At 75.1% G+C, this 12756-nt stretch carries 10 protein-coding genes; 2 read left to right on the top strand and 8 right to left on the bottom strand.

What is annotated here, in order from left to right:
- The first annotated feature begins 74 nt into the window (after nucleotides 1–74).
- Entirely contained in the window at nucleotides 75–1514 is a 1440-nt protein-coding gene (gene hemG, locus ABZW32_RS05130; protein WP_356211322.1) for a protoporphyrinogen oxidase, read from the top strand.
- An 85-nt stretch (nucleotides 1515–1599) separates the two neighbouring features.
- A complete protein-coding gene (locus ABZW32_RS05125) occupies nucleotides 1600–3189 on the top strand; it encodes an alpha/beta hydrolase (RefSeq protein ID WP_356211320.1) in 1590 nt (529 codons plus the stop codon).
- Between the two features lie 71 nt (nucleotides 3190–3260).
- Here the strand turns inward: ABZW32_RS05125 and moeZ are convergent, their stop codons facing one another.
- From moeZ to ABZW32_RS05085, 8 genes are all read right to left on the bottom strand, one after another.
- Nucleotides 3261–4439, bottom strand: a complete 1179-nt coding sequence (gene moeZ, locus ABZW32_RS05120; protein ID WP_280916413.1) for an adenylyltransferase/sulfurtransferase MoeZ — start codon at nucleotides 4437–4439, stop codon at nucleotides 3261–3263.
- Nucleotides 4440–4517: 78 nt separating this feature from the next.
- Nucleotides 4518–5273 (bottom strand): spherulation-specific family 4 protein, encoded by a 756-nt coding sequence (locus ABZW32_RS05115; protein ID WP_356211318.1) that lies wholly within the window; start codon nucleotides 5271–5273, stop codon nucleotides 4518–4520.
- Complete coding sequence (locus tag ABZW32_RS05110) at nucleotides 5261–6280, bottom strand: NAD-dependent epimerase/dehydratase (RefSeq protein WP_356211316.1); 1020 nt, start codon at nucleotides 6278–6280, stop codon at nucleotides 5261–5263. Before ABZW32_RS05110 ends, ABZW32_RS05115 begins: the two co-directional genes overlap by 13 nt.
- Before the next feature lie 87 nt (nucleotides 6281–6367).
- Entirely contained in the window at nucleotides 6368–7360 is a 993-nt protein-coding gene (locus tag ABZW32_RS05105) for a hypothetical protein (protein WP_356211313.1), read from the bottom strand.
- Complete coding sequence (locus ABZW32_RS05100) at nucleotides 7357–8955, bottom strand: DUF3492 domain-containing protein (protein ID WP_356211311.1); 1599 nt, start codon at nucleotides 8953–8955, stop codon at nucleotides 7357–7359. Before ABZW32_RS05100 ends, ABZW32_RS05105 begins: the two co-directional genes overlap by 4 nt.
- 195 nt (nucleotides 8956–9150) lie before the next feature.
- Entirely contained in the window at nucleotides 9151–10794 is a 1644-nt protein-coding gene (locus tag ABZW32_RS05095) for an ABC transporter ATP-binding protein (RefSeq protein WP_356211308.1), read from the bottom strand.
- Nucleotides 10791–11783: an ABC transporter permease gene (locus tag ABZW32_RS05090; RefSeq protein WP_356211306.1), complete on the bottom strand. Its 993-nt coding sequence runs from the start codon at nucleotides 11781–11783 to the stop codon at nucleotides 10791–10793. The genes ABZW32_RS05095 and ABZW32_RS05090 overlap by 4 nt, the downstream gene beginning before the upstream one ends.
- The gene (locus tag ABZW32_RS05085; RefSeq protein ID WP_356211607.1) at nucleotides 11780–12754 is read right to left on the bottom strand and encodes an ABC transporter permease; all 975 of its coding nucleotides are present in this window, start codon (nucleotides 12752–12754) and stop codon (nucleotides 11780–11782) included. The genes ABZW32_RS05090 and ABZW32_RS05085 overlap by 4 nt, the downstream gene beginning before the upstream one ends.
- Nucleotides 12755–12756: the final 2 nt, after the last annotated feature.

Here is a 12756-nt window from a genome sequence, read left to right as displayed (position 1 = left end):
CCGAAAGCACGATGTGCCGGCCCGGGGCCCTCCCCTACGTTCGTAAAGGGGACATACCTCTACGGGAGATGACCATGCGTTCAGTGATCGTCGTGGGCGGCGGTATCAGCGGCCTCTCGGCCGCCTGGCAGCTGCGCGGCCGGGCGGACGTCACCGTGCTGGAGAGCCGGGCCAAGGTCGGCGGCGCGCTGCGCACCGGCACCATCGCCGGTACGGCCGTCGACGAGGGTGCGCAGTCGCTGACAGCGCTGCGCCCGGAGGCCCTGGAGCTGGCGGCCGCCGTCGGACTCGGCGGCGCCCTGCGCGACCCGGCCCCGTCCGCCACCGCCGTCTGGACCCACGACGGGCTGCGCGCGCTCCCGCCCGGACACGTCATGGGCATCCCGGCCGACCCGGCCGCGCTGGCCGGCACCGGCCTGCTCTCGGCGGAGGGCGTCGCCCGGGTCGCGGCCGAGGAGAGCCTGCCCGCCACACCCCTCACCGAGGACTGCTCGGTGAGCGAGTACCTCGGCGCCCGCCTCGGCCGGGAGGCCGTGGACCGGCTGGTCGAACCGGTACTGGCCGGGGTCCACGCGGGCCGCGCCGACCGGCTCTCGCTGCACGCGGTCCTGCCCCGGATCGCCACCCTGGCCGAACAGGGCGGCCCGCTGCTGCCCGCGCTGCGCCGGATGAGGGCGGCGGGCGGGACGCGCCCGGCCGCGGGCGCCGTCCGGGGCCTGGCCGGCGGCACCGGCCGCCTCCCGCAGGCGGTCGCCCGCGCCGGCGGGGCACGGATCCTCACCGGGACCACGGCCCGCTCCCTGGGGCGGCTTCCCGGCGACCGGTGGCGGGTGCGGGCCATGACGGCCGACGGCCCGCTGACCATGGACGCGGACGCGGTGGTCCTGGCCCTGCCGGCCTTCGCGACGGCGGAGCTGCTGGGACCGCACTCCCCCCGGGCGGAGGCCGAGCTGTCGGCGATCCCGCACGCCTCCACCGCGGTCGTCACCATGGCCTTCTCGCGCGGCCGGGCCCACCGCCTCCCGGAGGGCAACGGCTTCCTGGTCCCGGCGGTGGACGGGCACGTCCTCAAGGCGGCGTCCTTCCTCTCCAACAAGTGGTCCTGGATGGACGAGGCGGCGCCCGACACGTTCGTGCTGCGCGCGTCGATCGGGCGGATCGGGGAGGAGGAGCTGCTGGGCCGCCCCGACCGGCACCTGATCCGGGCCGCCGTCACCGAACTCCACCGGGCGGTGGGCCCGATGGGCGAGCCCCTCGCCGCCCGCGTGACCCGCTGGGACCGGGCCCTGCCGCAGTACGGCGTCGGGCACCGCGCACGCGTGGCCCGCATCCGCGAGGCGACCGCGGAGCTGCCGTCGCTGGCGCTGTGCGGAGCGGCGTACGAGGGCGTGGGCGTGGCCGCCTGCGTGGCCACGGCCCGGGCCGCGGCCCGCCGGGTACTGGCCCCGGCCGCGCCCCCGGTACCCGGCCCGGCCCCGGCCCCGGCCCCGGTCCCCGGCCCGGCCGCGGCCTGACAGCCTCCCGCCCCGGCGCCCGGCGGGATCCCCCGGACGGGTCAGCGCGGGGGCGGGGTGCGGGGTGGAGGCAGAGGATGGAGACATGCCCAGAAACGTCGTTCGGACAGCCGCTGCCGCCACCCTCACCGCCGCGCTGCTCACCACCGGTGCCTGCTCCGGCGGCGGCTCCGGTACGGCGGGAAGACCCCGGGGCGGCAGCACCCAGGAGCCCAAGCCCCTCAAGTGGGGCGAGTGCTCCGCTCCCACCGCCGCCGAAGGCGGTGGGCAGACGCCCGGCAAGGACTGGCAGTGCGCCACCCTCGACGTACCGCTCGACTACGCGAACCCCGAGGGCAAGACCATCCCGATCGCCCTGGTCCGCGCCAAGGCCCGGGACCAGAAGCACCGCCTCGGCTCCCTCGTCTTCAACTTCGGCGGCCCCGGCGGCTCCGGCATCAGCACCCTCCCCGGCGCCGCCCAGGAGTACGCGGCCCTGCGTGACCGCTACGACCTGGTGAGCTTCGACCCGCGCGGGGTCGGCCGCAGCGCGCCCGTGCGCTGCGAGGACGACAAGCAGCTGGACGCGTACTACGCGCAGGACTCCTCCCCCGCCACCCCGGAGCAGGAGAAGGCCTTCCTCGACGGCATCAAGAAGTACCAGGAGGCGTGCGAGAAGAACTCCGGCACCGTCCTGCCCCACGTGGGCACCGAGAACGCCGCCCGCGACCTGGACCGCATCCGCCAGGCCCTGGGCGACGAGAAGCTGAACTACTTCGGGATCTCCTACGGCACGGAGCTCGGCGGGGTCTACGCCCACCTCTTCCCGAAGAACGTCGGCCGGGCGGTGTTCGACGCCGTCGTCGATCCGACCCAGAACGCCGAACAGGGCGCACTCGGCCAGGCGAAGGGCTTCCAGCTCGCCCTCGGCAACTTCGCCCAGGACTGCGTGGACCGCGGCGACGCCTGCCGGCTCCAGGGCAGCACCGCCAAGGAGATCGAGGCGAACATCATCAAGCTCCAGAAGGCGCTCGCGGCCAAGCCCATCCCCGGCATCGGCGACCGCATGCTCGGCGAGTCCGCCGCGACCAACGGCATCGCACAGGCCCTGTACTCCAAGGAGCTGTGGCCGCTGCTGGAGCAGGGCCTGGACGAGGCCGAGGGCGGCCAGGGCCAGCTGCTGATGGCCCTGTCGGACGCCCTCAACGGCCGGGACCAGCAGGGCCGGTACAGCAACCTCGGCGCGGCCAACGCCGCCATCAACTGCGCCGACTCCAAGGACCGGTACAGCCTCGCGCAGACCAAGGCCAAGCTCGCCGAGTTCCGCAAGGCCTCGCCCGTCTTCGGCGACTTCCTCGGCTGGGCCATGCTGACCTGCACGGGCTGGCCGGTCCCGGGCTCCTGGAACACCCCGGACGTCTCGGCCCCCGGCTCCGCCCCCATCCTGGTGATCGGCAACACCGGCGACCCGGCGACCCCGTACGAGGGCGCCCGGAAGATGGCCGAGCGGCTCGGCAAGGGCGTGGGCGTGGAGCTCACGTACAAGGGCGAGGGCCACGGCGCGTACAACAGCGGCGACGCGTGCGTGCAGCAGGCCGTGAACACCTACCTCCTGGACGGGAAGGCGCCGACGTCGGGCACCGTCTGCACCCCCGCCGCCAGCCCCACCCCGGCCGCCAGCCCCACTCCCGCCTAGAACGCGCCGAAGGGGCCGTACCCGGTGCGGGTACGGCCCCTTCGGACGGTGCTGCCGGTGGACCGGCTTCGCTAGTAGACCGGCTTCTCGGGCTCGATCTGGTGGACCCAGCCGATGACGCCGCCGCCGACGTGCACCGCGTCCGCGAAGCCCGCGGACTTCAGGACAGCCAGGACTTCCGCACTGCGGACACCCGTCTTGCAGTGCAAGACGATCCGCTTGTCCTGCGGCAGGTCCTGGAGGGCGGTGCCCATCAGGAACTCGCCCTTGGGGATCAGCTTCGCGCCGGGGATCGAGACGATCTCGTACTCGTTCTTCTCACGGACGTCGATGATCTCGATGGGCTCGTCGGCGTCGATCCACTCCTTGAGCTGCTTGGGAGTGATCGTCGAACCGAGGGCGGCCTCCTGGGCCTCCTCCGACACGACGCCGCAGAAGGCCTCGTAGTCGATGAGCTCGGTGACGGTCGCGTTCGGACCGCAGACCGCGCAGTCCGGGTCCTTGCGGACCTTGACCTGGCGGTACTGCATCTCCAGGGCGTCGTAGATCATCAGACGGCCGACGAGCGGCTCGCCGACGCCCGTGAGGACCTTGATGGCCTCGGTGACCTGGATGGACCCGATGGACGCGCAGAGCACGCCCAGCACGCCGCCCTCGGCGCAGCTCGGGACCATGCCCGGCGGCGGGGGCTCCGGGTAGAGGCAGCGGTAGCACGGGCCGTGCTCGGACCAGAAGACCGAGGCCTGGCCGTCGAAGCGGTAGATCGAACCCCACACGTACGGCTTGTTCAGCAGTACGCAGGCGTCGTTGACCAGGTAGCGCGTGGCGAAGTTGTCCGTGCCGTCGACGATGAGGTCGTACTGGCTGAAGATCTCCATCACGTTCTCGGCTTCGAGCCGCTCTTCGTGAAGGACCACGTTGACGTACGGGTTGATGCCCAGCACGCTGTCACGGGCCGACTCGGCCTTGGAGCGGCCGATGTCCGCCTGGCTGTGGATGATCTGGCGCTGCAGGTTCGACTCGTCGACCTCGTCGAACTCCACGATGCCCAGCGTGCCCACGCCGGCCGCGGCCAGGTACATGAGGGCGGGGGAACCGAGGCCGCCGGCGCCCACGGCCAGCACCTTGGCGTTCTTCAGGCGCTTCTGGCCGTCCATCCCGACATCCGGGATGATCAGGTGCCGGGAGTACCGGCGGACCTCGTCAACGGTGAGCTCAGCGGCTGGCTCAACCAAGGGTGGCAGCGACACGGGCACTCCAGGGTCATCCCCGCGTCCGCGGGGAGCATTTAAAGGTTGTTCTGTCCCGTAACACTGCCACGCCCTTCTTCATTCCGAGACACCCGGTCCGATCCGCGAGACGATTTCGTCCCAGTACCCGGGCATCGAGGCCCAGGGGTCCCGGTCGCCCGCCGCGCGCCGGTCCGTGAACCAGATCGTGCCGGCGCCCTGCCAGCGGGCGATCCGCAGCGCCTCCTCCAGGTGGGTGCGCGGCACGCCGTGGACGAGGTGGCAGAACGTCTCGGGCGGATGGTCGGCCGTCCACTCGGCCACCTGCGACCAGCGGTAGTCGGCCCAGGCCCCGGAGAAGGTGACCAGCTGGTCGGCGGCCTCCGTGTAGCCCTCGCACGGGTGCGTGCCGTGTCCGAGGACGATCCGCAGCCCCTCGCCGAGCCCGCGCAGGGTGTCGGTGATCCGGCGGACCCCGGCGAGACCCTCCCGGTCGGAGGGGGCTCCGGCGAGGTAGAAGCCGCCGACGCCGTACCAGTCGCGGAAGCGGTGGGCGTCGGAGACGAGCTCCCCGAAGGACCGGGTCCCGTCCCGCAGGGCGAGGTGCCCGAGGACCGTGCCGTCCGCCCGGCCGAGTTTCGCGGCGACCTCGGAGCAGTGCGGGTCGGGGCGTCCGCCGGGGCCGTCGGAGACGTTGAGCACCGCCCAGTGCAGCGGGGTCCCCGGGCGGGTCAGCTCGGCCCACTCCACCGGGGCGAGCAGCGGGTGCGCGTAACCGGGGATGCCCAGGCCCAGCCGGCCGGCCCCGGTCGCGGCCTCCGCCGTGGCCCCGGGCGGAGTGGTCAGATACGGCACGCCGCCTCCATCCAGATGTCCGCGAGGGACTCCTCCAGGTTGATCCGGGGCCGCCAGCCGAGCCGGTCCCGGGCGGTGCGCACGTCGGCCTGCTGCCAGGCGCCGCAGCCGTCGGGGTAGGGGTACGGCTGGGGGGCCGCGGAGGCGATCTGCTCGGCGGTGGCCTCGGAGCGCGGCGAACCGATGGCGGACAGGCCCTGCGGGCGGCCGGGGTGCCCGTGCGCGGGGCCGCCGTGCCGGTCGCCGCCGTGCGGGACGTCCAGTTCGTGCAGGGCGCCGCCGTATCCGGCGACGCGGGCCAGGACGGCCGCCGCGTCGCGCAGCCGGACCGCCCGGCCGGTGCCGATGTTGACGACCCCCTGGGCGGCGGACAGGGAGGCGGCGTGCACGGCCCGCGCGACGTCCCGTACGTCGACGAAGTCGCGCTGGACGCCGAGGCCGCTCAGCTTGAGCTCGCCGTCCCCGGACTGCATGGCGCGCCGCATCGCCTCGGCGAGCCGGCCCAGCGGGGAGCCCGCGGGGGTGCCGGGGCCGACGGGCGAGAACACCCGCAGCACGACGGCGTCCAGCCCGGACCCGAGCACCAGCTCGGTCGCGGCGAGCTTGCTGACGCCGTACGGTCCGCCGGGTCTGGGCACCGCGTCCTCGGCCGTGGACGAGCCGGGCTGGCTGGGCCCGTACTCGGCGGAGCAGCCGAGCTGGACCAGCCGGGCGCCGCAGCCGCTGCGGCGCAGCGACTCGCAGATGGTGGCGACGGCGACGGTGTTGTGCCGGGTCAGCTCCCGGGCCCCACCGCGGGTGGCGCCCGCGCAGTTGATGACGACGCCGGGGTGGACGGCGTCAAGGAACCGGGTGAGGGCTCCGGGACTGCCGGTGGCGAGGTCGAAGCGGACGTCGGCGTCGTCGCCGCGGCCGAGCGCGGTCAGCTGGACCGCGGGGTCGGCGAGCAGCCGGTCCGCGACGTAGCGGCCGAGGTAACCGTTGGCTCCGATCAGCAGCACCCTCATCGCGCGGCCCCTCGGTTGGTTGGCTGGCCGGTCATCCTGTTTCTCCTTGGGTGGGTTGGGTGGGGGTCGGTGGGTGGGGTACGGCGCTCAGGGCCGCGCGTGGGCCGAGGCGCGGGACAGCGCGAGCACGGCGTGTACGAGGAGTCCCGCGGCCGCGGCGGCCACCGCCGCCGGTGCCGGGACCAGGGCGAGGGCCAGGGCCGCCGCCAGGGGGGCGCGGTGCGCGCCGTGCCGGAGCAGCAGCCGGACCAGGAACAGCAGCACCGCGAGCGGTACGGCGGCGGCCGGGTCGGCCCCGGCGAGCGCGGCCGCCCCCGCGGCGGCCGCGCCGAAGGGCAGCAGGACCCCGGCGAGCAGGGGCCGGGACCCGGCGGCGAAGTCCTCCAGGACCCGGCTCCCGGCGAGCCGGCGGCGCGCCCGGGCGGCGTAGTACGCCCCGGCGAGGTGTCCGGGGGCCACGGCCAGCGCGAGGGCGGCTCCGAGTGCCGGCCCGTGCCGGTGGACCGCCCATCCGACGACGGCCGCCGCGAGCAGGTGGGCGGAGTAGGGGAAGCGTCCCCGGGGCCACCGGCCGGGCCACACCAGTGCGCCGGTGGTGAGGAGCACCGCGAGGGGGCCCGTCCACGGCGTCCCGGTGGCGGCCGCCCCGAACGTGAGGGCACCGGGGAGCAGGGCGTAGCCGAACCGGCGCACCGCCCGGGGCCCGGCCGGGGTCCGCGCGGGCGCGGGCGCCGGGGCCTCGCCGCGCGGGGTGCGGGCGTACAGCTCCTCGGCGAGGGAGAACACGTCCCGGTGCCGGAACCGGGCGGCGGTGCGGTCGGTGATGCCGTGCGCCTCCAGTCCGGCGGCGACCTCCAGCGCGTCGACGGCCCGCTCGCACAGCTCCCGGTGCCGGTGCAGCAGGGCCTTGACGGGATCCCCGCCGCCCCTGCGCCGGGCCGTCTGCGGTGTGGCCGGTACGGCCGCGCCGGGCCCGGTCCCCGCTCCGGCGCCGCTCGCGATCGGGGTTGTCGGCGGGGCCGTGCCGGCTCCGTCGGCGATGTGGCCGTCGGCGACGGGGTACGGGTCGACGGTCGTCATGCCGCCGCCTCCGGACCCGGTGCGGGGGTGACGGGCGGGGCCCACGTCGGGGTGGTCCAGTGCCCCGGCACCCGCGCCTCGGCCGGCCGCTCGAAGGGGACCTCTCCGTCGGGCCGCGCGGAACCGCGGGCCAGCAGCAACTGGTAGCCGTCCTGGAAGGCGGCCGCGTTCTGTTCGACGGTGAACAGCTCCAGCGCCCTGGCCCGGGCCGCCGCCCCCAGCCGCTGGGCCCGCTCGGGGTCCCCCAGCAGGGCGAGGCAGGCGTCGGCGAGCGCCCGGGGGTTGCGCGGCGGCACGACCAGTCCGGTCCCGCCGATGACCTCGCGGACGGCCCCGACGTCCGTGGACACGGTGGCGCGCCCGCAGAACATGGCCTCGGCGAGGGTGAGGGGGAAGCCCTCGATCACCGAGGACAGCAGCACGATCCGGCCGGCCCCGTACGCGTCGGCCGGGGAGGGCGTCTCGGGGCAGCCGATCTCCTCGAAGGCGACCGGGTTCTCCCCCACCGTCCGCGCGTCGGCGGCCTCGTCGGGGAAGAGCTGCGCCGCCAGCGACCGGCAGTCGGCCAGGTAGCCGGGCACGGCGGCCGTCGAGAAGATCCGCAGCCGGGTGTCGGGTGCGGCCCGGCGGACCTCGGCGAAGGCGTGCAGCAGGCCGATCAGGTCCTTGGCGGGCTCGGCGCGCCCGACCCACACCAGGGTGTCCGGGTCGCCGCGGTCCGGGTCCTCGCCGACGGCGGCGAATCGGTCCGCCTCCATGCCGGGGTACACGGTCCGCAGCCGCTCGCGGGGGGCACCGCAGCGCTCCTGCCAGCGGCGGGCGTGCGCGTTGCCGGGGGTGAGGAGGTCGGCGCCGGCGTAGATCTCGCCGGCGAGCCGGACGTGGAAGGCCGCGAGGAGCGCGCGCAGGGCGGGCCGGTCGTCCTCGCCGTGCTCCAGGTAGTGGGTGCGCAGCCGGACACCGTACTCGGTGACCAGCAGCGGGACCCCGAAGAAGCGTTTGGCCAGGAGCCCGGGGAGCGCCGCGACCCCGCCGGCCGCCGCGTGGCAGACGTCGACGGCGCCGAGTCCGGGCTCCTCGTACCAGTCGAGGGACAGCGGCCGCAGCATCCGTTCCAGCGCGTCGACGAACTCCAGCAGGTCGGGTACCCGGGCCGCCGCCACGCCGCTGCCCGCGCCCGGGGCGCGGCAGCCGGCCTCCACGGCCCGTACGGCCGTTTCGGAGCGCAGGGCCGCGTACATCCCACCCTGTTCGCGGGCGAGTGCGGCCAGTTCGTAGAGCCCGGTGGCGAAGGCCTCGGCCTCGTCCGCGCAGATCCCGCGGACCAGCTGCTCGAAGCCGGCGGTGAAGCGCCGCCGTTCGCGCCGCGCGTACGTGCGCCCGTCGTCGCCCGGGGCCCACAGCGGGGCGGTCCGCACGCGGGTGACGTGCCCCGGGAGCGGGACCCGGCCGCGGGCCTCCTGGCCGGCGGTGCGGCTCAGCGCGTAGAGCTCGAACTCGTGCTGCGGGAGCCCGCGCACGAGCCGGTCGCACCAGAGCCCGGACTCTGCCGCCGCATACGGATAACCGCCTTCCGTGACCAGTCCGATCCGCACGAGTGGCACCCCCGATCTCCCGTTCCAGGCGGTCGCCGTCGGTCCGTCGACCCGCCGCGGAAGAACTCAAGCGGATGTGCCGGTGGTGCGACGGACGGTTGTCCGTCGCGCCACCGGAAGGGGTGAAGAGTCGTAACTTTCCCGTACGGTTCGCGTTCGAGCACGCTAGAAAGGGGGCCCCGCACCCGTGCGGGCCTACGCGAGCACCTCTCGCCGCGCGGACCGCCGCCGTGCCGCCGGCTCCGGGTCGAGGGCCGGTACGGCGTCCAGCAGCTGCCGGGTGTAGGGGTGGGCGGGGCGGTCGTAGACCTCGTCGACCGGGCCCTCCTCGACGATCAGGCCGCCGCGCATGACCGCGACCCGGTCGCTGACCTGCCGGACCACCGCGAGGTCGTGCGCGATGAAGACGAGGGCGATCCCCGACTCCCGCTGGAGTTCGGCCAGCAGGGCGGTGACCTGTGCCTGGGTGGTGACGTCGAGGGCGGACACCGGTTCGTCGCAGACGATCAGCGTGGGCTCGGGGGCCAGGGCGCGGGCGATGCCGACGCGCTGGCGCTGGCCGCCGCTGAACTCGTGCGGGTAGCGGTCGTAGTGCCCGGCCTCCAGGCCGACGCGGGTCAGGAGTTCCTCCACGCGGGCCCGGATCGCGGCCCCGTCGCGCCGGCCGGCCGCGCGCAGCGGGTCGGCGATGGACTCGCCCACGGAGCGGCGGGGGTTGAGGGAGGACAGCGGGTCCTGGAACACCATCTGGGCGCCGGGCGCGATGCCGGACGTCTCCCGGCCCCCGTGGTGGATCCGGCCGGAGCCGGGTGCCAGCAGGCCGACGAGCATCCGCCCGAGGGTGCTCTTGCCGCTGCCGGACTCCCCCACGATGCCGAGCGTCTCCCCGCGGCGCACCGCGAGCGAGACCCCGTCGGCCGGGTCCGGTCCGCCGACGGCGACGACGCGCCGCTTCCCGCGGCCGAACTCCCGGCGCAGGCCGAAGGCTTCGACGACGGGCCCGTCCGCGTCGGGGGCCGGGCGCAACCTGGGCGGGCGCGGCCCGTCGAGCCGCGGGACGGCCGCCAGCAGCTCGCGGGTGTACGGGGCCCCGGGGGCGGACAGCACCCGGTCCACGGGACCCCGCTCCACGGCGGAGCCGCCGCGCATGACCAGCAGTTCGTCGGCGCTCCCGGCCGCCACGCCCACGTCGTGCGTGACCAGCAGCAGCCCCAGGCCCCGCTCCTCGCGCAGGCCGTGGAGCAGGTCGAGGATCTGGGCCTGGACGGTGACGTCGAGGGCGGTGGTGGGTTCGTCGGCGATCAGCAGCCGGGGTTCGCACGCCAACGCCATGGCGATCAGGACCCGTTGGCGCATGCCGCCGCTGAACTCGTGCGGTCGGGAGCGGGCCCGGCGGGCCGCGTCGGGGATGCCCACGCGGTCGAGGACCTCGACGGCGCGGGCGCGGGCGGCGCGCCGGGAGGCGGTGGTGTGGATCCGGTACACCTCGGCGATCTGGTCGCCGACGCGGTGGTACGGGTCGAGGGAGCTGAGCGGGTCCTGGAAGACCATGGCCGCGACGCCGCCGCGCAGCCGGCGCAGCCCCCCGGGGTCGGCGGAGCCCACGTCGGTGCCGCCGACGCGGACGGTGCCGCCGAGGCGGGCGCCGGTGCCGCGGTGCAGTCCGAGCAGGGCGGCGGCCACGGTGGACTTGCCGCTGCCGGACTCTCCGACGAGGGCCAGGGCGCGGCCGGGTTCCAGGGCGAAGGACAGTCCGTCCACGGCGCGCAGGTACTCCCCCGGCTCACCGACGGGGAAGTCCACCACCAGGTCGCTCACGTCCACGAGCGGTTCGGTCATGCCAGGGCCACCCTTCGGTCCGCTACGGCGTACAGCAGGTCGGCGACGGCGCCGGCGATCACGACGGCCGTGCCGATGGCGAGGACGACGCCGACGACCACCGGCAGGTCCACGACCCGCACCCCGTCGATGAGGGTCTTGCCGAGGCCGGGGATGCCGAACAGGGATTCGGTGAGCACGGCGCCTCCGATCATCGTGCCGAAGTCCACGGCGCTGAGCGCGATCACGGGCGCGACGGCGCCGCGCACCGCGTGCCGGGTGACCAGGGCCCGCTCCCCCACCCCGTAGGCGCGGAAGGTGCGGATGTGGTCCTCGGCGAGGGTCTCCAGGGTGGAACTACGGGTGAGGCGGGCGTACTTGGCGCTCTCGAAGAAGCCGAGGGTCACCCAGGGCAGCAGCAGGTTCCAGGCCCACTGCTCGGGGTCGTCGGCGAAGGGCACGTACGTCGGGAAGGGCAGCCACCGCAGATGGGCGCAGACGGCCATGAGCAGGAGCAGGCCGAGGATGAAGACGGGGGTGCCGGTGGCGGCGAGGGTGAGCACGGTCAGCGCCCGTTCGGTGAACCCGCCGCGGCGCAGTGCGGACAGCAGTCCGGTGCCGACGCCGAGGGCGAGCCAGATCACGAGGGCGCCCACCGCCAGCGAGAAGGTGGCGGGCAGGCGTTCCAGGAGGAGTTCGGTGACCTGGCGGTCGTTCTGGTACGAGAAGCCGAGGCAGGGTGCGTCGCAGTGCAGGACGAGTCCGGCGCCGCCGGAGTAGTCGCGGCCCGCCAGCAGCCCCTGGAGGAAGTGGAGGTACTGGACGACGACGGAGTCGTTCAGTCCGAGCTGTGCGCGTACCTGGGCGATCTGTGCCGGGTTGCACCGCTCGCCGCAGGCGAGGCGGGCCGGGTCGCCGGGGGCGACGTAGAAGAGGGCGTAGACGGCGGCGGACAGGGCGAGCAGCACCAGGGCCGCCCCGCCGAGCCGTTTGAGCACGAAGCGGGTCACGTCGTGCGCTCCTTTCCGGTGCCGACCCGCAGGCGGGAGGCCTCGCGCGGGTCGAGGGCCGTGCGCAGGGCGTCGCCGAGGACGGTGAAGGCCAGCACGGTGGCGAAGAGCAGCCCGGCGGGGAGCAGGACGTAGGCGGGGTCGGCGCGGAACCAGGTCTGGGCGCTGGAGAGCATCTGGCCCCAGGAGGGGGTGGGGGGCTTCACGCCGATGCCGAGGAAGGAGAGCGAGGCCTCGGCGACGATGTTGGACGGGACGAGGATCGCGGCGTAGGTGATGACGGGTGCGGCCAGTGAGGGCAGCAGTTCCCGGCGGGCGATCCGCAGGGTGCCGTTGCCGGAGAGCCGGGCGGCTTCGACGAAGTCCAGGCCGCGCAGGGTGAGGGTCTGTGCCCGCACCATGCGGGCGGTGGTGCCCCAGCCGAGCAGTCCGATGACCAGGATCAGCAGCAGCGGGCGCGGGAATCCGGGCGGGACCACGACGGTCAGCGCGATCGCGAGGACCAGCATGGGCAGGGCGATCATCACGTCGGTGAGCCGGGCGACGAGCGCTGCGGCGAGGCGGTGGCCGAGTCCGGCGGCGAGTCCGGCGGCGACGCCGACGAGGACCTGCACGGCGGTGGCGCCGACGGCGACGAGCAGGGAGATCCGGGCGCCGTAGAGGAGGCGGGTGAACAGGTCGCGGCCGGTGCCGGGTTCGACGCCGAGCCAGTGGTCGGCGGAGATCCCGCCGAAGGAGCCGAGGGGTACGCCGCCCCGGGCGGAGTCGACGAGGTCGTCGTGGTAGGTGTTCGGGTCCTGGCCGGTGAGCTGGGCGAACAGCGGGGCGGCGAGGGCGAGGAGGACGAGGAGGGCCAGGACCGCGGCGGCGGTGACGGCGGACGGGCGTCCGCGCAGCCTCCGCCGGACCTGGCGGGCGGTGCCCGCGGCCGGGGTGGTGACCCCGGCCGCGGGCACCGGCCCGTTGGTCAGGA

This window comes from Streptomyces sp. NPDC004667 (genome assembly GCF_040609475.1).
Taxonomy (GTDB): Bacteria; Actinomycetota; Actinomycetes; order Streptomycetales; family Streptomycetaceae; genus Streptomyces.
This window is presented reverse-complemented; position numbering and strand designations above follow the sequence as displayed.